Here is a 21,165-nt window from a genome sequence, read left to right on the forward strand (position 1 = left end):
TGAAGCGTTCCATGTTCGTGAACAAAAAGTATTTCATCCTCTTCCTCCTTTTGGGGCTTAGCCTCAATATGAGTGCGCAACTAAGTCGCCGACTTAAAAACAATCCGCGCTATGACCGTAAGGTGATTGATTTCGGCTTTTCAATCGGACTGAATTACACGGATTTACGCACCCGTACACTTCCTGATTTAAGCACCCAGTTACCGGGTTATTACCGAGTGTATTCAGAAACTTCACCCGGTTACAATATTCGGATCATTAGCAAACTACGCCTGGGTGATCATTGGGACCTCAACTTTAGTCCGGGTTATGCCTTTACCGTTCGCACTTTACGCTTCGATATTCTCAATCAGTTTACCCTGGAAAGGGAATTGGTGGAACGCGATATCGAATCTTCATTTTTAGAGTTTCCATTCTACTTTAAGTTCCGTGCTGACCGTATCGGTAATTACCGGATGTACCTATTGGCCGGACCTAAATACAATATCGACCTGGCCAGTGACCAGGATGTGGAAGATGATCGCGTTTTCAAGTTAAAGCGCAATGAAGTGTATTATGATATGGGCATCGGTGTCGATATCTACTTCGAATTCTTCAAGTTTTCGCCACAAATTATCTACTCCTTTGGCATCACCAATCAAAAAGTGGAAGATGACACCTTTTTGGCAGCAGGATTACAAGGAGTTTATACCCGAGGTTTGCTGATCAATTTCACCTTCGAATAAATGCCACTTCTGGAGATTAGTGTTAGTCCTGAGATTGCCTATGATGAGGCAAAATTAGAGGCGCATCTCCGTAAGGTCGCCAATATTCGTTCCAATGAAAGCATTGATTTCAGATTGGAGCGGCGCAATATTGATGCGCGTGGCAAAAAGATCAAGGTAAACCTTCAAATAGCCTACGAGAAAAATCGAAAACTGGCTCCCCGAGAACTATGTCAATTCGAATACCAAGATGTTTCTAAGGCAACTGAAGTACATATTATTGGCTTTGGACCGGCTGGTATGTGGGCCGCCTTGCGATGTTTAGAGTTGGGATTTAAACCCATCGTTATTGAAAGGGGGAAAGATGTACGCAGTCGCAGAAGAGATTTAAAGGCGGTAAACCGTGATAATCTGGTGGACTCCGACTCCAATTATTGCTTTGGAGAAGGTGGTGCAGGAACCTATTCGGATGGTAAGCTTTATACCCGCAGTAAAAAGCGCGGGAATATGCAGCGTATTCTCGATTCTCTGGTAGAACATGGTGCGGTGGAAGACATTCTCTTTGAAGCCCATCCCCATATTGGCACCAATAAATTACCTAAGATTGTTCAAGCCATCCGCGAAACCATACTGAAATATGGTGGCGAAGTGCATTTTGAAACTCGTCTTACAGATTTAGTTCAAGAGGGAAATCGGATCACCGAAATCCGTACTTCAGATGGGAAGACCTGGCCAGTCCAAGCCCTAATCATGGCTACCGGTCATAGTGCGCGCGATGTTTATTATCTCCTTCATGAAAAAGGAATTCGCTTAGAGGCCAAGCCCTTTGCCATGGGAGTACGGGTGGAGCATCCTCAAAAGCTCATTAATAAGATTCAGTACCACGGCAATGATTACGATGAAATATTGCCTGCCGCATCCTATAAACTGGTACAACAAGTAGAGGGTCGCGGAGTGTACAGCTTCTGCATGTGTCCCGGCGGCTTTATAGTACCCGCTGCCACGGCTCAGGAGGAACTGGTAGTGAATGGCATGAGTCCCAGCAAGCGAGATAATAATTTCGCCAATAGCGGGATTGTGGTGGCAATCGAATTGGAAGATCTAAGCGATTATAAACAATATGGCCCTCTAGCCGGATTGGAGTTCCAAAAAGAAGTAGAGAAAAAAGTTTGGGAAGCAGGAGGCTCCACGCAACAGGCGGCCGCACAACGTTTGGTTGACTTTGTAAAGGGTCGCATCAGCCCAGAGCTTAATCCCAGCAGTTATATACCAGGCCTGGTTTCTAAGCCCATGCATGAAATTTTACCGCCCTTTATGGCGCAACGCCTGCAAGCGGCCTTCGTGGAATTTGGAAAGAAAATGCCCGGTTACTACAGCAATGAAGCCAATATTGTGGGCATTGAAAGCAGAACCAGTTCACCCGTGCGCATTCCCCGTGATCGCGGAAGCTTTCAACATCCCGAAATCAAAAACCTCTTCCCTAGTGGCGAAGGAGCCGGATTTGCCGGAGGTATTGTAAGTGCGGGAATGGACGGTGAGCGTTGTGCAGAAGCCGCTGCCCATTTTCTAGAGTCAAAATAAAGCCAGCTATATTCTATTCAGATTATAGCGAGTCCTTTCGTTTTGCACATTTCCTGTATTCAAAGTAGAAGCCGGTTCAAACAAGAGAACTTTCACTTCTTCCTTTGCAATAGGTTTATGATACACTCCTTTAGGGATCACGATGAATTCACCCGCCTTAATCATCTCCTGGCGATCATCAAATTCCATGATGAGCTCTCCCTCCATCACCAAAAACATTTCATCTTCTTGCTCATGCTGGTGCCGAACAAATTCGCCTTTCAGTTTGGCTAATTTCACCTCCTGACCATTCAGCTCAGCTGCAATATGCGGACTCCAATACTCATGGATACCTTTGAACTTCTCCTCTAGGTTAATTACTTTCTCCATCCTATTCTTGCCTTATTTCTTTAATTGAACCAAAACGGGTAGATGATCCGAAGGCCACAAATTATTTGCACGGCGGTCAGCAATACACTGATAGCTTTTCACTTTAAGGTTCAAAACCAAAATATAGTCGATTCGCTTAACAGGCTCTGATTCCGTTTCAAATCCATTGAAGGTGCCGATGGGTCCTTGTGGATCCTTCCGACTGGCTTCGAAGCTATCTTTCAATAAGGCTTTAAGCACATCCAAAGGAGGCGAATCAGGCTCTGCATTTAGATCCCCCATCACAATAATCCGCTCCTCCTGAATCTTGAATTTTTCAATTTGCGCCAAAATAAACTGGGCAGATTGCAAACGTGCCTCCTCCCCACGATGATCAAAATGGGCATTAAAAACATGAAACTGCTTTCCCGTTTTTCGATCCTTAAACTGGGCGTAAGTCACCACTCTGGGCATGGCCGCATCCCAACCTACTGATACCTGATCTGGGAAGGGTGAAAGCCAATAATTTTCCCAATGAATCAATTCAACCCTAGCTGTATCATAAACAATGGCCGCAAATTCCCCGGCCTTGGCCCCATCATCTCGACCGACACCTATGTAGGTATAGCCCTGTAAATTGGAATCGAGGTATTCAATTTGAGCGTATAAAGCTTCTTGCACTCCCAAAACATCCGGATGATATTGATTGATCAAGTCGACTAGCTCTGACTTGCGCAAAGCCCAGCGATTTTCGCCATCGTAGGCATTATTATAGCGAAGGTTAAAAGTCATTACCCTGGATTGTGCCCCAAGCAGCAGAGAAAGTAAGAATGCCGAAAAAGTGAAAACAAATTTCATCTTAGCCATCTTATATAGTATCAAATTCCAAAAGCCAATATTAGTAACTTTCCCCCATGGCACGTTTCTTTAAAAAGCGAATCGAGAATAAAGGCCTGGCACCTGGTGCACTGGTTTTTATTGGTCAGAAAAAACTCGATCAACCCCTATTGGGCCTGCATCATTATGGTCCTGAAAATTATGATCAGGAAGAACCCGATCCAAGCGATATTAAATTACCAGCTGCGAAATATGAAAAGCGCTGGTTAAATGTGGTGGGCTTGCATGATGCTCGACTAATGGACAGCATTCAGGAGCAATTTGGTTTACATCCCCTCGCCATGGAGGATGTTATGAATACCGGCCAGCGTGCTAAGTTCGAGGAATTCGATGATCACCTTTTTATCACCTTAAAGATGTTGCAATTCGATGATAAAAAGGGACTGGTTCAATCCGAGCAATTAAGCCTGGTATTTGCCGATGATTTCCTAATCAGCTTCCAGGAACAAGAGGGTGATGTTTTTGATCCGGTTCGCGAACGATTGGCCGAGGGCAAAGGCTTAATTCGAAAGCGAGGTTGCGACTATCTGGCTTATGCCTTGCTCGATACAGTGGTGGATAGTTATATCTATCTGGTGGAACATATGGGTGAAAAAATCGATGATTTGGAATTGCGGGTTTTGGATAGTCCCGATGAAAGTATTGTCTCGGAAATCAATACCTATAAAAGGGAGCTCCACTTCGTAATGAAGGTTCTAAAACCAGTGAAGGATTTGATGGGTGGAATTATTCGCTCCAACAGCCCCTTTATTCATAAAAAGGAGGTTTTGCCTTATTTCAAGGATTTGGAAGGTCTTGTTTTACATACCCTAGAATCGGTAGACACCTATCGAAACCTATTGAGTGACTATCTTAATTTATACCACACTTCCATCAGCACCAAGATGAACGACATCATGCGGGTGCTCACCATTTTCTCCGCTATTTTCATTCCGCTCTCCTTCTTTGCTGGCGTTTATGGAACCAATTTCGAGTACTTCCCAGAGCTGCATTATAAATACAGTTATTTCATTTTCTGGGGAATGATCCTGGCCGTAGCCATTAGTATGCTCTGGTACTTTAGAAGGAAGAAATGGTTTTAATCAAAAAAGCCTGACATCTTTATGGATATCAGGCTTTTGGTCAATATTCTTGGCCGCTTTACTTAGCGAAACCTTCCGCTTTCCATTGTTGGATCAAAGCAATTTCATCCGCCGTTACTGCGGGTTTCTTCTGTTTGAAGGGCATATAATCCGAATTACCGGGATCTAATTGAATGCGATGTAATATGCCATTAGCATGTTTTCGAACCGATTCATAAGTATTCAACATATCTGCCTTGCCCGTTTCTGGATAATGGCAGGGTGTACACTTAGCCTGCATAATCGGTTCGATATGTTTGGCATAGCTTACAGATGATTCTGTAGCAGCAGAAGACTTAAACATAGCGCAACTGGCTGCTCCAAAAATGATTAGGCCGCCCACGAGTAATTTTTTGTACATCATCTTGGTTTTTGGATTGCTCTAAAGTAGCCATTTCCCTGCAGCTGATATCATAAGAGACCTTAAAATAAGCCCCCATTCTATAGCTTTAGAAATTGCGATTTTAAAATAGTCTCCTTCAATAAGCTCTTTTTTCCTCTTCTAATAAACGACCTTTGCCCCCATTTTCAAGCACATGAAGAAGGCAGTCGGATTTATGCTTATTTCGGTACTGGGTTTTTCCCTGATGAACCTCACCGTGAAATACCTCGATCGCCTGCCAGCTACCGAATTAGTGCTTTTTCGCTCCATTGTATCCCTGGTTTTAAGCCTGTACTTTATTCGTCGGCGAAATTTATCACCTTGGGGCAATCAGAAAATTTACTTGATTGGAAGGGGTCTGGCAGGGGTAACAGCGCTCTCCCTCTTCTTCTATACCCTGCAAAAATTACCCCTGGGATCGGCAATCACTTTGCAATACCTCTCGCCCATTTTCACCGCGCTGTTTGGAATATTCATTTTAAAGGAAAAAGTAAAGTGGTGGCAATGGATCTTTTTCGCCCTCAGCTTTGCTGGTATCGCTCTAATCAAAGGATTTGATTCGGAAATAAGCCCTCTCCTTTTTGTTCTGGGGATTAGTTCGTCGGTCTTCGCCGGATTGGCCTATAACTTTATTCGCAAGGTGAAGAATACGGATCATCCCTTGGTGGTGGTTCTCTACTTTCCATTAATTGCTACCCCGGTAATGGCCATCATCTCACTTTTCAATTGGGTAACACCTATTGGATGGGAATGGGGATTGTTGCTATTAATGGGCGTGCTTACACAGATCGCGCAAATCAATATGACCAAAGCGCTGCAATTGGTAGAAGCGAATGAAATAACCGGTTTTAAATATTTGGGCGTAGTCTTCGCTTTGGGCTTCGATTTCTTCCTCTTTGGCTATACCTACGAATGGCCGGTATTGATTGGTATTGTTCTGGTAATCTCAGGGGTGCTGTTCAATCTACTACTCAAGGCACATCTGCGACAGCGTGCTAAGAAGCGAAATGCTGCATAAGTATACCGGCCGCAATACCCACATTTAAACTGTCGATCTGAGAATTACTGCCTTTGGCAATGGTGATCTTCTCGGCCCGCTGGAGCCATTCTTCCGAAGGACCATGACTTTCACTCCCCATCACTAAAGCGAGTTTAGAAATTTGAATGCTATCCATTTCCTCGAAAGATTTCCCCTCCATATCTGCCACCAGAAACTGATGTTCAGGATATTGACTTAGAATATCTTCGATGGAAGCATATTCAATATCTAATCGGGCCAAGGAGCCCATAGTACTTTGCACCGCCTTTGCATTATAGATATCGGTAGTGCCATTAGTGCAGATCACCTTTTCAAAACCAAACCAATCTGCGGTGCGAAGGAGGGTACCCAAATTGCCAGGATCATTAATACCATCCAGAATTAAAAGACGATTCAGCTGCTGAGTCTTATACACCGGAAATGGAAATAAGGCAATTAATTCATTGGAGCTACTGAGATGGCTTAGCTTTTGCAGCAGGTCAGGCTCAATAAACTCCGCTTCCGGAAAATCGACTGTAGACCAAATGCTATGGGCCTTTAAACCGGAATCGAGGAGGTCTTGTACTAACTTTGGACCTTCGGCCACAAAGAGCTGTTCTTGCCAACGATGCTTGCGTTGTCGAAGCTTTCGAATTAACTTTTGAGCGGATAGACTGGGCATGACTTACATTTGCCAAAATTCAAAAGACTGCATCTTGAAGCGCCTGATCATCTGGAGCCTTTTACTCGCGAGCCTTGCAGGCTGTAAATATAGCCGTTATGTGCCGGACGACCGCTATTTACTCTGGCGTAGCGAGATTATTCTCGAAGATGGTGGTCGGGCTGATGCTCTGGCAGAAGGAATTATTCGACAAAAGCCCAATCGAAAATTTATCCTTCCACGTTTAAGACCCGGTTTGGCTATTCATTCCTGGGGAACGGGTGCTGAAAAAAACTTTTGGTCCCGCTTGGGTCAGGCCCCGGTTATTTTCGATCAGGCCAAAGCCGAGCGCAGTGCTGAGCTGCTTCAATTGTACTATTTCAATAAGGGTTATTTCCAGGCCCGGGTGAAGGAAGAAATAGAATTCCGATCACCTCAAAAGGCAATGGTTAAGTATCGAGTGGTTCGCGGTCCGCGCTATCGCATCGACAGCATCAAATACGATTTGGTCCCCGCTCTGGAGCGCTTGCGTTTAGCTTCGGTTGATGAATCCGAATTAAAAGAAGGTCAGTACTACGATCTGGAAAAACTGGATCAGGAGCGCAGTCGATTGAAACGATTATTTCGAGATAATGGCTATTTCGACTTCAGCGAAAGCTATATTAGTTTTGATGCCGACACCAATAATCGCAATGGTTTACACCGGGTAAATATTAAAATGGTGGTACGCGGTATCCCCGAAAGAGCCGGCGACAGCATCGTTTATCGGATGCCCAAACCCTATTTCATTCGCAATATCTCGGTTATCCCTGATTTTAATTTTCAATCGAGTCTGGCACCTTCCGACAGTATTAGTTTTCAAAAATACCTCATCAAATACGATAGCCTAGCCTATAAACCCCGCTATCTAACCGATGCCATTCACTTTAGTCAGGGAGATCTGTTTCGGCAAAGTGTTATTAATGAAACCTATTCCCACTACAGCAGTTACAATGCTTTTAATGTTACCGAGATCAATTACCGAACGATTAAAAACGATACCGGTCGCTCTTATTTGGATATCGAAATCCGCCTGGTACCCCAGGATAAAAGGAGTTTTAATACGGAAATGGAGGTCACCAATACATCCGGTAATTATGGAATTAGCGGATCAGTTGGAATTATCAATCGTAATCTCTTTAAAGGGGGCGAAGCTTTAAGCTTTAAGATTAATAGTGGTTTGGAATACCAACCAACCCTGGCTAATACCGAAAATCTATCTCGAACCTTTGAATTAGGAGCCGAGGTTAGGATCGATTTTCCACGCTTTGTGCTCCCATTCAATACACTGAACTTAGTTCCCAAACGAATGCAGCCTCGTTCCAGTGTGAGCCTTTATGCCAATCGCACTGCCAGGATAGAATTTGATCGTGAGACTTTCGGGGGACGACTCAGTTACCAATGGAATGAAAGTGCCTTTAAGACCCATCAGGTCGACCTCCTAAACCTGAGTTTCTCTCGCTTAGACTCTATTGATGACTATTTCATTAGCCAATTAGACCCTATTCAAATCTTGGCTTTCAACTCAGAATTCATCAGCAGCAGCTCCTGGAAATACACCTATAACGGACAGCAAAGTGTAAGTCAGGAATACTATGATTTTTTCAGTTCCGAAGTGGAAATAGCTGGTAGCCTGCAGTCTATTCTTGCTAATAATTTTGGTAAGGTAAATGACGCCGGAACCAGTCGTTTATTTGGTGCACCGGTTTACCAATTTGCACGTATCAATTTAGATTACCGCTATTACATCCACCCCAGCCCGGAACAGCTCTATGTCTTCCGACTCAGTGGAGGCTATATTCACCCCTATGGCTTAAGTCAGTTTGAAGGAGCCAATCGCACTTTGCGCCTCCCTCCTTTCAGTCGCTTTTTCTTTATTGGGGGTACGAACGATTTACGCGCCTGGCCAGCCTACCGTGCCGGTGGTGGTCAAGAGCAGGTTTCCTCTTATACTGATACCAGTTCCAATTTTGCCATTGGTACCTTTAAACTGCTTTCCAATATCGAATACCGTTTCCCGATGTATGGCAGCTTAAAAGGAGCCGTTTTTCTGGATGCAGGAAATATCTGGCTAACCGGTGGCCTCGAATCTGAGCAAAGCAAATTCGAATTGCGAAATCTGGCTCGCGATTTATACCTGGGAAGTGGTTTAGGCTTCCGTTTGGACCTCGATTTTTTTGTGATTCGTTTAGATATTGGATTACGCCTTCGAGACCCTGGATACTACTCCAGTCGCGAGGAGTGGGTGATTGCCACCAAGCCCGTTTTCAATAATCTCACATATAACATTGCCTTAGGATACCCATTTTAATCTGGGTAAGAAAAAACTCTATTTTTGTACCGATTTCTAATACTTAGATCCACATTATGAACGTCAACCAAATTGCAGATCTTTTAGGTTCTGATGGCGAAGCCCTCTTGAACCACCAATCCAAAACCATTGATAAAAGTCTGCTCCACCTTCCTGGCCCGGATTTCGTAGACCGGGTTTTCGCTGACTCGAATCGCAGTCCTCAAGTATTAAGAAGCCTGCAAGCTCTTTATGGTAACGGTCGCTTGGCCAATACCGGATACCTTTCTATCCTTCCGGTAGACCAGGGTATTGAGCACTCTGCAGGGGCCTCATTTGCTAAAAACCCCATCTATTTTGATGGCGAAAATATTGTGAAGCTCGCCTTGGAAGGCGGCTGTAATGCAGTAGCTTCCACCTTTGGAGCTTTGGCTAGCGTTTCTCGCAAGTATGCTCACAAAATTCCATTCATTGTGAAAATTAACCACAATGAATTATTGACCTACCCTAATACCTTCGATCAGATCATGTTCGGAAGTATTCGCAATGCCTACGATATGGGTGCTGTGGCAGTAGGAGCCACCATTTACTTCGGTTCTGAAGAAAGCAACCGTCAATTGGTAGAAGTGGCAGAAGCATTTGAATATGCACACGAATTAGGCATGGCTACCATCCTTTGGTGCTACATGCGTAATCCAGCTTTCAAACAAGATAAAGATTACCACGTTGCAGCAGACCTTACTGCACAAGCTAACCATTTGGGTGTAACCATCCAGGCGGATATCATCAAGCAAAAGCTTCCTGAAAACAATGGTGGCTACAAAGCCTTGAACAGCGGAAGCAGCAGCTATGGTAAATTAGACGAGCGTATTTACAGCGAATTAACCAGCGATAATCCTATCGACTTAACTCGTTACCAGGTAGCCAACTGCTATATGGGTCGTGCGGGATTAATTAACTCCGGTGGTGCTTCTAGTGGCGATGCTAAAAATGATTTAGCGGATGCTGTTCGTACTGCGGTAATTAATAAACGTGCTGGTGGCCAGGGATTAATCTCCGGTCGTAAAGCCTTCCAGAAACCGATGAATGAAGGAGTAGCCTTGTTAAACTCTATTCAGGACGTTTACCTGGACACTGATATTAGCATCGCTTAATCATTTGTGATTATCACAATTTTTAAGGATTTTTGATCTAAAGTCTGCATTCAAAACATCGGATGCAGACTTTTTCACTTTAATTTGAATTCTATGGGTTGGTTTGTAAGAAACAAAGAGGGGATAACCACCAAGACTGAAGATAAGAAAGAAACACCGGAAGGACTTTGGTACAAGTGCAAGAAGTGCAAGGTGATTTCCAGTGTTGAAGATCACTCTGCCAATATGTGGGTTTGCCCAAACTGTGGCTTCCACGAACGCATTAATGCCAAGGAGTATTTCAGCATCTTATTCGACGAAGGTAAATTCACCGAGCTCAACGCTAAAATGACCAGCGGTGATCCTCTGAAATTTGAGGATACCAAAAAATACGTTGATCGTTATAAGGCCACAGTAAAAAAGACCGGTATCAATGATGCGGTAAGCACCGGATACGGTAAAATGAATGAGCGCGACGTAGTAATCGCCGCCATGAACTTCAATTTCATTGGCGGTTCCATGGGCTCTGTGGTAGGAGAAAAAATTGCCAAGGCGATTGACCACTCTATCAAATACAATAAGCCTTTCATTATGATCTCCAAAAGTGGAGGTGCCCGTATGATGGAAGCGGCCTTCTCGCTTATGCAGATGGCAAAAACCAGTGCTAAACTGGCGCAATTAGGCGAAGCGAAAATCCCCTATATCTCCGTATTAACTGATCCTACTACCGGTGGAGTAACGGCATCCTTCGCGATGTTGGGAGATATTAATATTGCCGAACCCGGAGCCTTAATCGGTTTTGCCGGACCCCGGGTAGTTAAAGAAACCATTGGTAAAGATTTACCCGACGGCTTCCAAACTTCTGAGTTCCTGCTGGAACACGGATTCCTGGATTTCATTTCCGAAAGAAAGGACCTCAAGAGTAAAATGTCCAATTTTCTCCGCATGACACAAGGAGAAGTTAAGGCCAAGGCTAGCAATTAATTAGAAAAGAATTTCTACTTTTGCAGGCTCAATTTATAGTATACATAACATTCATCTAAAGGATCTTGAAATGTATTTAAGCCCAGAGAAGAAAAGAGAGATTTTCCAGAAATACGGAAAATCTGACAACGACACCGGTTCACCCGAAGGTCAAGTTGCATTGTTCACTTACCGTATTAACCACCTCACCGAGCACTTGAAGCGTAACCGCAAGGATTTCGCTACTGAGAAAGCTCTGGTAGACATGGTAGGTAAGCGTCGTCGCATCTTAGGTTACCTGAAGGATCGTGATATTGAAAGATATCGTGCGATTATCGCCGAACTCGGAATTAGAAAGTAATCTCTTGATAAAGAAGGCAATTCTTAGAGTTGCCTTCTTTTCTTCTGATCCAATTACCATTTACAATTAATACATGATTCCAAACGCTATTACGCAGGAAATCAAATTAGCAGACGGGAGAACCATCACCATCGAAACCGGAAAACTGGCGAAACAAGCCGACGGTTCTGTTGTGGTTCGCATGGGTGACACCATGTTGTTAGCGACTGTAGTTTCGAATAAGGAAGCTATGGAAGGCATTGATTTTTTGCCCCTAACCGTAGATTACCGCGAGAAATTTTCTTCTGCCGGCCGCATGCCCGGTGGATTCATTAAAAGAGAGGCTCGTCCTTCCGACGAAGAGATACTAGTGATGCGATTGGTGGACCGAGTTTTACGTCCGCTTTTCCCAAAAGATTACCACGCTGATGTTCAGGTGATGATCTCCCTGAACTCCTGGGATCCTAATGTAAAGCCTGATGCTTTAGCCGGTTTAGCGGCCTCTGCTGCTATTGCCGTTTCTGATATTCCTTTTAACGGCCCCATGTCTGAAGTACGCGTGGGTCGTGTAAATGGTGAATTTGTTATCAACCCTACTCCTGCTCAAATGGAAGAATCCGACATCGATATGATGGTGGGTGCTACCGCAGACAGCGTAGTAATGGTTGAAGGTGAGATGAAAGAGATTTCTGAAAAAGAAATGCTTGATGCCATCGCCGCCGCTCACGAAGCTATTAAAGTTCAAGTACAAGCCCAGTTGGATTTAGCAGCCCAGGTTGCCAAGTCTAGCCCTAAGCGCGAGTACAGTCATGAAACTCACGATGAAGCTCTTCGTGATCAAATCATGAAAGACCTATACGATAAGGTATATGCCGTTGCTAAAAGTGGTTTAAGCAAAGAAGAGCGTTCTGCTCAGTTTAAAGCCGTTCGCGACGAGTATATGGAAGCCAATTTCAGCGAAGAAGAGCTGGAAGAAAAAGGCGGTCTTATCAAAACCTATTATCACGATGTTGAATACCACGCCATGCGTAACATGATCTTGAAAGATCGTCAGCGTTTGGATGGTCGTCAATTGAATGAAATTCGTCCTATCTGGACAGAGGTTGATTACCTTCCTTCTACCCATGGTTCTGCCATATTTACGCGTGGGGAAACTCAATCTCTTACTACCGTAACCTTAGGAAGCAAGCTGGATGAAAACCGCATCGATAACGTAACCTTCAGTGGTTCCGAGCGTTTCTACCTGCACTATAACTTCCCTCCCTTCTCTACCGGTGAAGCCCGCCCTATTCGCGGAACCAGCCGTCGTGAGGTAGGTCATGGTAACCTGGCTCAACGTGCCTTAAAAGGCATGGTGCCCGACGATAACTTCTACACCATTCGTGTGGTTTCTGATATTTTGGAGTCTAACGGATCTTCTTCCATGGCAACGGTTTGTGCTGGTACTATGGCGATGATGGATGCCGGTATCAAAATGAAAGCTCCGGTATCAGGTATCGCCATGGGATTAATCACCGACGAAAGTGGAGAGTACGCTGTATTGAGCGACATCCTTGGTGATGAAGACCACTTGGGTGATATGGACTTTAAAGTAACCGGAACCAAAGCGGGTATCACTGCTTGTCAGATGGATATCAAGATTAAGGGTCTTTCTTATGAGATTCTTGAGAAAGCTTTGAATCAGGCGAAAGACGGTCGTATGCACATCTTAGGTGAGATGTTGAAGACCATCGACGCTCCACGTACCGAATTAAAGCCACATGCTCCGAAATTAACTATGATGAAGATTCCAAAGGAATTCATCGGTATGATTATCGGACCTGGAGGAAAGAATATCCAAAAGCTGCAGCTTGATACTGAAACTACCATCACCATCGAAGAAGACGGTGAATACGGAGTTATCGAGATCAGCGGAACTGATGCTGCGAAAATGGCTAAGGCCGAAGCTCGCATCAAGGAAATTGCTTTCGTACCAGAAGTAGGCGAAGTTTATAATGGTTTGGTTCGTTCGATCCAGCCTTATGGAGCATTCGTAGAACTTGCTCCTGGAACCGACGGATTATTGCACATCTCTGAGATTGCACACCGTCGTTTACAAACCGTTGAGGAAGAATTAAAAGAAGGCGACCGTATCGACGTTAAATTGATCGGTAAGGACGACCGCGGTAAGCTGAAACTTTCCCGCAAAGTTCTTTTAGAGAAACCCGCAGCGCAAGAAGCTAAAAAAGAAGAAAACTAAATCGACCCTTTTTTAGTTAGTTAATTACGTATCCATTTTTATTGTAGCCAATGAGACAGTTAAAGATCACAAAACAGGTTACCAACCGGGAAACCGCCTCACTCGACAAATACCTTCAGGAAATTGGGAAAGTAGACCTGATTACTGCCGAGGAAGAAGTAGAGTTAGCGCAGCGAATCAAGGCTGGTGATCAGGTAGCTTTGGAAAAATTAACCAAAGCCAACCTTCGATTTGTGGTTTCTGTGGCTAAGCAATACCAAAACCAGGGATTAACCCTGCCGGATCTTATCAACGAAGGAAACCTCGGATTAATCAAGGCCGCACAACGTTTCGACGAAACTCGCGGATTTAAATTTATTTCCTACGCCGTTTGGTGGATTCGCCAAAGTATCCTGCAAGCCCTGGCAGAGCAATCGCGTATTGTGCGTTTGCCATTGAATAAGATCGGTTCGATCAATAAGATCAACAAATCTTATGCGCAATTGGAACAAGAGCATGAGCGTGCTCCCTCCCCTGAAGAAATCGCCGATAACTTAGAGATGGGTGAGAATGACGTTAAGGAGAGCATGCGTAACAGTGGTCGTCATATTTCCATGGACGCTCCCTTAGTGGAAGGCGAAGACAGCAACCTGTATGATGTATTGAATACCGGTGAAAGTCCTAATCCTGATGACACCCTGATGCAAGATTCTTTGCGTACTGAGATCGAACGCTCTTTAGCCACATTGACCCCACGTGAAGGAGATGTGGTACGCCTTTACTTTGGCCTTGGCGGCCAACACCCCATGACCCTAGAAGAGATCGGAGAGAAATTCGACCTTACTCGCGAACGGGTGCGTCAGATCAAAGAAAAAGCGATCCGCAGATTAAAACACACATCAAGAAGTAAAATTCTTAAAACCTATTTAGGTTAATTTCAAACCCCGGCCATTGCGTCGGGGTTTTTTATTTTTGCCGAAAATTAAACTTATGGCACTTATTGCACCTAGCCTTTTGGCTGCCGACTTCCTGAATCTTGAACGCGATTGTAAAATGGTGAACGAAAGTGCCGCCGACTGGTTTCACCTGGACGTGATGGATGGACTTTTTGTTCCTAACATCTCTTTCGGTTTACCCGTAATTGAGGCCATCAACCGTGTAGCCACTAAAACTCTGGATGTTCATTTAATGATCGAAAAGCCTGAGCGCTATATCCAGGATTTCAAAGCTGCTGGCGCCGATGTGCTTACCGTGCATTACGAAGCCTCTACTCACTTACACCGCAGCTTACAGGCTATTAAAGCCGAAGGCATGCAAGCTGGTGTAGCCTTAAATCCGCATACTCCCGTAAGCTTATTAAAAGATGTGATCCAAGATATTGATCTGGTTTGCCTGATGAGCGTAAACCCTGGCTTTGGTGGTCAGAAATTTATTGAGCGTACCTATGATAAAGTACGTGAATTGAAAGGCATGATCAATGAAGCGGGTTCCAATACCCTCATCGAAATTGATGGTGGGGTAAATACCGATAATGCACCCAATCTTATTGCGGCTGGTGCCGATGTATTAGTAGCTGGAAGCTTTGTTTTCCGTGCCAAAGATCAAATAGGAACTATCGCCGCTTTAAAAGCGATTTAAGCCTTTTCTGCATTGCTCCCTGTGCTGGGAATGTACAGGGGGCCTTCATACTCTGAGCTGTGCTCCTGATAATTCTTGACGTAGCGTTCTTTGCGCGCCGGATCAATATCCTCAAAACGGATTAAGATACCCGTTTCTTCCACCGAACCAAAGAATGGATTCTCGGTAGTGCCAAAGGAACGCATGGTAGTGCTCAAAGACATATAGCTATTGATGAGCGGTGGAATAGTCTCACCACGCTTCTTCACTTCCTGCGATAATACCTTATGCGCCTGCTTATAGGCCAGGCCTTTAAACAAATTGAAATAAGGACTTAACTCTTCTTCCGTTACCAAGGGAGTACGTGGACGTACCAATTGATCGGGATCGGGGAAGAAGTAGCGCATAAAGGCCAAAATGATATTGCGGGCTTCGCGCTCATAATGCGGATACATGGTTACTTTACCGAACATGTATTCCAGCTCCGGACTTTGAATCATCACCGAAGCTAAACCTTCCCATAAATTATCGAGGGCAAATAAGCCTTTACGAGCGGCAGTCCGCTGATATTTAGGTTGAACGAAGGAACGTCCTAATTCGATGGTAACGGGCAAGAACTCCTCCACCATTTTATCCGACAATTCGAATAATTTGCTGGTAGGCGATTTTAAGCGACCATCTTCATCGCGCTCGCCATCAATGCAACGTTGCAAGCGATAGCCGGCTAAAATCTCCTGATCTTCGGGATCCCAAACCACCAATTGCTGATAAGGATGGTTTTCGCTCAGATCGTATTGATCTAGGTCTAATTCCTTACCCGTACCCCCGCCTGCCGTGCGAAAAGCTTCTTCACGTAAACGACCAATCTCCCGAACAATATTCGGAGCATTGCGGTGATCTACCAAATACAAGTGATTACTTCCTTTGGAGGTATGATTTAAAAAGGCCTCGGCCTTGAGTTCACTTATAATGGCATCCCGGCTAACCGGACTGATTATTTCCTTCATCAATTCATTTCTTTTTAGGTAAAGCATAAGTAAGGCTGCGCATGTACTCAGCCCACTCTACCAAGCTTTTCGAATTATCGAAACTTTGCCAGGAAACAGGTTCTCCAAAAGTAATGGTTATAGTCTTGCCTCTCTGCTTGAACATCTCATCTGCGAGATAGAACATTTCCAAATTGGCTTTGATGCCTAATTTACTACGCCAGTAGGAAAGATTGTAAAACCAGGATGAGTTTTTCCCATCAATATGCACAGGAATAATATCCTTCTTGTATTTCTTCGCTTTCGCGATAAAGCTCTTTTGCCAGGTTAGGTCACCAATACCATCCGGCAAACGACGACTTACCATCCCCGATGGGAATACCAAAATGGCTATATCCCGAGCGTAGGTTTCTTCAATCACCTGCAGGGCCTTGCGAGGATTGGCCCCCACTTTATTCACCGGAATAAAGAGCGGCTCGAGGTTCTTAATATTCAAGAGAATATCATTCACCAAAAACTGTTGATCTTCCCTAACTTCTCCAACGGCCTTCATAAAGGCAATGCCATCTAAACCACCCAGGGGATGATTCGATGCTAAGATTACCCCACCTTCCTTAGGGATGTTTTCGAGGCCTACCGTTTTTACGGTAGTATTTAAAAAGTCGAGTCCGGCCCGCACAAAAGGCAAACCTTCCTTATCGCCATGCAAGCGCATCGCTTCGTTAATTTCGTCTTGATGTATAATGCGTTTTATGTAGCGCATTACAAAACCCGGCAACCACTTGGCCAGGGCCGGATTTTTTTCGGCCACCACCTTCTCAATCTCAATGTACTTTTCCGGGGCGGATTGTAGCTCTGACTGGCTCATGCAATTAAATTGACCGCAAATTTAGGGGAATAGGCGCAATTGGCTAAGCAACATAGTCCTTCAAATAAGCAAAGTATGAACTAAGTTTTCCATTGAGCTCCGTTTCACTGGCCTTCGCCAAAATTCCTTGCGGATCGCCATTAAAGAAATTGGGAATAATATTTTTGATCAGCTCATTTCCAAAGTCTTCCGAAGCATCCCGAGGCAATTCACCCGGAAGATTATCTACGGCACTTACCGCAATGCTCCCTGATGTTCCAAAGGCAACCTCTTTTTCCGATTGCGGATCATAGGCATAAAAGGGATCAGCAATAGTCGAAGGACGAATAGTACTGGCTACCGGACCATCAATATCGCAGGATATATCCGCTACTAAATTGATCTTGAAACGCGGGTCGCGCGCATCAGCTCGACTAAAGATCAAGGGTGAACCTTCTGACCAGTAATGGCAAGCGATATACATATCAGCATGCTCAGCAAAAGGCAGGAAGTTCGACTCATAGCCTTTACTGTCTTGATAGAAATCCTTTCTCGTAAATGCTTTTCCGTCCTCTCGTTTAAAATAATCCTGCACATTTAATTGGGTGAACACCGCTTCTTTATTGAAGTCTTCGCGGATAAACTCATCCGGGTACACCTGGGTAATTTTAAGGGCAGAGAGAATTTCCATCGCTCCTCCTGCAACTTTTCCGGCTCCGGTAAGGGCAATTCTGAAATTCTGAGGCAGGTGAACTTTTACCAATTCCTGCTCTAATTCGCGACGATCTTTGCACTCATGTGCCGCCTTCAATTCAAATTCACCACTTAGCTTGCCAAAGGCCCTAAAGCCATTGTAAGCGCCTACAATTCCGGCATAGCGCCCAAAGCCCAGGAGGCGTTTACCACCGGGATCTTTGAGCATTTCATAATCGATGAGGCGGATTTTCTTATCGAGGATGGCTCGCAGTAAATCGCGATTATAAGCCTGTTTTTTATAGGTATGCGAAAAGAAGAGGTAGCTTTTATTGGGGATCAACATGGCTACTGGTACTTCCTTAACGCCCAGCAAAACGTCACAATCTGACAAATCTTCCTGAAGATTAAGGCCTGCCTCTGCATATTCGGCATCCGGGAAACAGCGAATAGGGCTGGGTTGAACGGCAATTTCCAAATTAGGATATTGGTTCAATAATTGCAGACATTGTTGTGGACTTAGGGGAACGCGTTTATCGGGAGGATTCTTTCCTTCACGGATAATTCCGAACTTCATAGACACATGAATTTCCGGTAAAGATACCTAAATTGCGGGCCCTTTTGGGCGTTCTTTTACATATTGGGGCTGATCGGTTTCGACAGCAAGATGAAGTGGAATGTAAGCATGTCGGGATATGGAGATGTTCTCCCGCAAATAGATGCTTCAAACTATAATTGGCGAAAATAACTTCGCACTTGCCGCTTAAGCCTACGGAATGTAGCTTTAGCTAATCCACGCGTAAGACGCGGGAGCAAGTCATCCCTCGGCGCTTAAGCCCGGAGAGCGCAGAATCAGGGGTGTCATTAAATCTGGACTAACGGGTAAAGCTTTGCGTAGTGCCCGCGACATTGTAATCCGCAAATAAGCCAGTACTCGGGTGTTTGTTCCCAGGTCCTGGTCGACAACTGAATAACAAAATAAGCATGTAGAAAGCCTTTTACTTCCTTGTTTGCACCGGGGTTCGACTCCCCGCAGCTCCACAATGTATTTTTAAGCCCCGTTTGCGTAGCAGGCGGGGCTTTCTTTTTAGCCTGAACCAAGCTCGCTTGAGGACAGGCTGGAAAGAATGGGCACGCTGGACGAAGTCCGAGGGGCTTAAATGCTTGGGTAAAAGGAGCACTTTTAGGGTGCAGCATAGCTACTCCCCGCAGCTCCACAATGTATTTTTAAGCCCCGTTTGCGTAGCAGGCGGGGCTTTCTTTTTAGCCTGAACCAAGCTCGCTTGAGGACAGGCTGGAAAGAAAGGGCACGCTGGACGAAGTCCGAGGGGCTTAAATGCTTGGGTAAAAGGAGCACTTTTAGGGTGCAGCATAGCTACTCCCCGCAGCTCCACAATGTATTTTAAGCCCCGTTTGCGCAGCAGGCCGGGCTTTCTTTTTAGCCTGAACCAAGCTCGCTTGAGGACTGGCTGGGTGGATTGGGTTTTTAACCGCTCGCTCGTAACGAGCTAAAGAGGCAAAGAAGCGGAGGTACGCAAAGGGTTTTGTGGGTTACTTCAACACCCGCTCGTGCCGAGTTCAAGACGCAGAGGAATACCTGCCTAGCGGCAGGCAGAGAGGAGCACAGAGGGTTTGAAGGGATTGCAACAGCCTTCTTTTTCTGGCTATTTGAACCTGAGACATACCTGCTTCTTAGGCTAATCTCACTTGAATCTCAATAAGCTTATCTATCTTGTTGCTGCCTTAACATCTGCTTTTTATCAACACCCGTTTTTGGGTTTATACCTTAGATGTTGTTGTATATCTGCAGGTTTGTTGGGGATAAAAACAAGTTAGCGGTAATTAAGATGAAAATGATAATTCAAATATTGACTCTCTCTTTACTGATAATTTTGTCAGGCTGCAATTCTGTTACAAAAAAGAAAGAGGCTGAAAAAGTTGAAATAACCAAAAATTCAAAAATTGACACTATTTCTAATCCGATAGAAATTGAACCAAGAATAATTTATGTAGCCTATGGATATTATTGTGGAGAATGTGCCAATGAATGCACTAAAATGTACAAACATTATCTCATTGGAAATGCCACAACATTTTGGACTGATAAAACCGATTCATATTTCAAAGATGGCGGATTAAAGTTCGAAACTGAAATGTCAAGAGAATCTCAAAAAATTGGATTTGAATTGATAAATAGCATTCCGGAATCAATTCTAAAAACAGCTAATACAAGAAATATATTTGGATGTCCAGACTGTGATGATGGATGTGGTTTGCACTTTGAATTCCAACTTGACGAACCTGATTCGAAACCAATAATTTATGAAATGGAATATGGACTTAATGGAACGACAGGAGAAATAAAAAAGTTTGGTGAAAAAATCAAAAGCACGATTGAAAAATTAGAAAACTACCGCTAACAATGTATATTAAAAATAGGCGAAATAGTAGTAAAATTAAGGCTTTTGTCTCATATAAAAGTTTGCACTTAGCCGAAAGTTTCGTGCTTCGAAATCGCCTACTTTTCATATAATAGCCGTTAGGTGCAATTTAAATGAAAGAACCTTATAACAAATTAAGACCTAGTTATAGTCTCCTACTTTGGGTTACTATTAGTATTGTTATTGTTGCATCATTCATAGCTATTACATTAATTCCATATTTGATTTACCCAAATGTTTCTTACGATGGTGACTTAGCTCTCAAATGGATAGCAATAGCTGGGGGATTAATTTCAGCGGGTGTGGCAATTGAGAGATTTCGTGAAACAACTAGAGCTAGAAAGACAATTGAATCACCAAAAATTGTTATCTCGGAAGCTAAACATCATTTCTCACCTGAAAAAGTTTATGATGGTGCGGGCATTACAGCTAGGTCACATGTGTTAGTCACATTAGGAAATTATGGCAAAGGTCACGCCTTTAACCTCAATATAAAGGCATACATTCTAGATTGTGATGCAATAGAATGGATGTCTTTAGATGAATTCAAAAAAGACCACCTTCAGTTCTTGGAAAAAATTGATTTTAAATTTCATACATATGCTTCGAGCAACTTAAAAGGCAAAGAGTATAATCTAGTTCTCAAACTACAATATGAAGATATATTTAATGAAGTGCATAATATAGCATTGTACCTGATGATAGATGATGAAAGTTTTAAATTCATTCGACCGGTAAATCCTGACCCTTTAGAAACTGGAAGGAAATATCAAGTGGTCAAAGAATTCTACAAGTGTAAGCTTCCCCTGATCCGAACCATTAGTTAATTGACTTTTCCAAAGATAGTATTGTTTTCAACCACCCCGAGGGTACCCTCGGGGTGGTT

General features: G+C 44.0%; 20 protein-coding genes and 1 other RNA gene. 14 read left to right on the forward strand and 7 right to left on the reverse strand.

The window, feature by feature from the left end:
* The first annotated feature begins 11 nt into the window (after positions 1-11).
* Complete coding sequence (locus ACO05P_RS07750) at positions 12-725, forward strand: porin family protein (RefSeq protein WP_421754588.1); 714 nt, start codon at positions 12-14, stop codon at positions 723-725.
* Positions 726-2,285, forward strand: coding sequence for an NAD(P)/FAD-dependent oxidoreductase (locus ACO05P_RS07755; RefSeq protein WP_421754589.1), 1,560 nt, complete (start codon positions 726-728; stop codon positions 2,283-2,285). It begins immediately after the preceding gene.
* Positions 2,286-2,291: 6 nt separating this feature from the next.
* Here the strand turns inward: ACO05P_RS07755 and ACO05P_RS07760 are convergent, their stop codons facing one another.
* Together ACO05P_RS07760 and ACO05P_RS07765 are read right to left on the reverse strand one after the other, a co-directional pair.
* Positions 2,292-2,654: a cupin domain-containing protein gene (locus ACO05P_RS07760; RefSeq protein ID WP_421754591.1), complete on the reverse strand. Its 363-nt coding sequence runs from the start codon at positions 2,652-2,654 to the stop codon at positions 2,292-2,294.
* Between the two features lie 12 nt (positions 2,655-2,666).
* Positions 2,667-3,425, reverse strand: coding sequence for an endonuclease/exonuclease/phosphatase family protein (locus ACO05P_RS07765; protein WP_421754593.1), 759 nt, complete (start codon positions 3,423-3,425; stop codon positions 2,667-2,669).
* Between the two features lie 122 nt (positions 3,426-3,547).
* On the opposite strand from ACO05P_RS07765, the gene corA reads away from it, so the two are divergent.
* Complete coding sequence (gene corA / locus ACO05P_RS07770) at positions 3,548-4,612, forward strand: magnesium/cobalt transporter CorA (RefSeq protein ID WP_421754594.1); 1,065 nt, start codon at positions 3,548-3,550, stop codon at positions 4,610-4,612.
* A gap of 58 nt (positions 4,613-4,670) precedes the next feature.
* Here corA and ACO05P_RS07775 read toward each other — a convergent pair whose 3' ends face one another.
* Entirely contained in the window at positions 4,671-5,015 is a 345-nt protein-coding gene (locus ACO05P_RS07775) for a hypothetical protein (RefSeq protein ID WP_421754596.1), read from the reverse strand.
* 172 nt (positions 5,016-5,187) lie between these two features.
* Between ACO05P_RS07775 and ACO05P_RS07780 the strand changes: the two genes are divergently transcribed.
* A complete protein-coding gene (locus ACO05P_RS07780; RefSeq protein ID WP_421754598.1) occupies positions 5,188-6,051 on the forward strand; it encodes a DMT family transporter in 864 nt (287 codons plus the stop codon).
* On the opposite strand, the gene ACO05P_RS07785 is transcribed toward ACO05P_RS07780, so the two are convergent.
* Positions 6,029-6,733, reverse strand: coding sequence for a TrmH family RNA methyltransferase (locus ACO05P_RS07785; protein WP_421754600.1), 705 nt, complete (start codon positions 6,731-6,733; stop codon positions 6,029-6,031). The two genes, ACO05P_RS07780 and ACO05P_RS07785, sit on opposite strands and share 23 nt — an antisense overlap.
* A 34-nt stretch (positions 6,734-6,767) precedes the next feature.
* Here ACO05P_RS07785 and ACO05P_RS07790 point away from each other — a divergent pair, with 34 nt between their 5' ends.
* From ACO05P_RS07790 to rpe, 7 genes are all read left to right on the forward strand, one after another.
* Positions 6,768-9,062 (forward strand): POTRA domain-containing protein, encoded by a 2,295-nt coding sequence (locus ACO05P_RS07790; RefSeq protein ID WP_421754602.1) that lies wholly within the window; start codon positions 6,768-6,770, stop codon positions 9,060-9,062.
* A gap of 56 nt (positions 9,063-9,118) precedes the next feature.
* Positions 9,119-10,195, forward strand: a complete 1,077-nt coding sequence (locus ACO05P_RS07795; RefSeq protein ID WP_421754604.1) for a class I fructose-bisphosphate aldolase — start codon at positions 9,119-9,121, stop codon at positions 10,193-10,195.
* A 93-nt stretch (positions 10,196-10,288) separates the two neighbouring features.
* Positions 10,289-11,158, forward strand: a complete 870-nt coding sequence (gene accD, locus ACO05P_RS07800; RefSeq protein ID WP_421754606.1) for an acetyl-CoA carboxylase, carboxyltransferase subunit beta — start codon at positions 10,289-10,291, stop codon at positions 11,156-11,158.
* Between the two features lie 70 nt (positions 11,159-11,228).
* Positions 11,229-11,498 (forward strand): 30S ribosomal protein S15, encoded by a 270-nt coding sequence (gene rpsO, locus ACO05P_RS07805; protein ID WP_210759396.1) that lies wholly within the window; start codon positions 11,229-11,231, stop codon positions 11,496-11,498.
* Positions 11,499-11,571: 73 nt separating this feature from the next.
* Positions 11,572-13,716, forward strand: a complete 2,145-nt coding sequence (locus tag ACO05P_RS07810) for a polyribonucleotide nucleotidyltransferase (protein ID WP_421754608.1) — start codon at positions 11,572-11,574, stop codon at positions 13,714-13,716.
* Between the two features lie 50 nt (positions 13,717-13,766).
* Positions 13,767-14,630, forward strand: coding sequence for a sigma-70 family RNA polymerase sigma factor (locus tag ACO05P_RS07815; protein WP_210759398.1), 864 nt, complete (start codon positions 13,767-13,769; stop codon positions 14,628-14,630).
* 55 nt (positions 14,631-14,685) lie between these two features.
* Positions 14,686-15,333: a ribulose-phosphate 3-epimerase gene (gene rpe / locus ACO05P_RS07820; RefSeq protein ID WP_421754609.1), complete on the forward strand. Its 648-nt coding sequence runs from the start codon at positions 14,686-14,688 to the stop codon at positions 15,331-15,333.
* On the opposite strand, the gene ACO05P_RS07825 is transcribed toward rpe, so the two are convergent.
* Genes ACO05P_RS07825 through ACO05P_RS07835 form a run of 3 tightly spaced genes read right to left on the reverse strand, consistent with a single transcriptional unit; the run spans position 15,330 to position 18,415 of the window.
* Positions 15,330-16,319 (reverse strand): GNAT family N-acetyltransferase, encoded by a 990-nt coding sequence (locus ACO05P_RS07825; RefSeq protein WP_421754611.1) that lies wholly within the window; start codon positions 16,317-16,319, stop codon positions 15,330-15,332. The genes rpe and ACO05P_RS07825 overlap by 4 nt on opposite strands.
* A 4-nt stretch (positions 16,320-16,323) precedes the next feature.
* Positions 16,324-17,166, reverse strand: coding sequence for a 1-acyl-sn-glycerol-3-phosphate acyltransferase (locus ACO05P_RS07830; RefSeq protein WP_421754613.1), 843 nt, complete (start codon positions 17,164-17,166; stop codon positions 16,324-16,326).
* A gap of 43 nt (positions 17,167-17,209) precedes the next feature.
* On the reverse strand, positions 17,210-18,415 hold the full coding sequence (locus ACO05P_RS07835; RefSeq protein WP_421754615.1) for an NAD(P)-dependent oxidoreductase: 1,206 nt from the start codon (positions 18,413-18,415) through the stop codon (positions 17,210-17,212).
* Positions 18,416-18,480: 65 nt separating this feature from the next.
* On the opposite strand from ACO05P_RS07835, the gene ssrA reads away from it, so the two are divergent.
* From ssrA to ACO05P_RS07850, 3 genes are all read left to right on the forward strand, one after another.
* Positions 18,481-18,882, forward strand: a transfer-messenger RNA (tmRNA) gene (gene ssrA, locus ACO05P_RS07840).
* A gap of 803 nt (positions 18,883-19,685) precedes the next feature.
* Positions 19,686-20,258 (forward strand): hypothetical protein, encoded by a 573-nt coding sequence (locus ACO05P_RS07845; protein WP_421754616.1) that lies wholly within the window; start codon positions 19,686-19,688, stop codon positions 20,256-20,258.
* A gap of 134 nt (positions 20,259-20,392) precedes the next feature.
* Complete coding sequence (locus ACO05P_RS07850) at positions 20,393-21,106, forward strand: hypothetical protein (protein ID WP_421754618.1); 714 nt, start codon at positions 20,393-20,395, stop codon at positions 21,104-21,106.
* Positions 21,107-21,165 lie beyond the last annotated feature (59 nt).

The sequence above is a fragment of the Croceimicrobium sp. genome, assembly GCF_965228705.1.
GTDB lineage: Bacteria > Bacteroidota > Bacteroidia > Flavobacteriales > Schleiferiaceae > Croceimicrobium.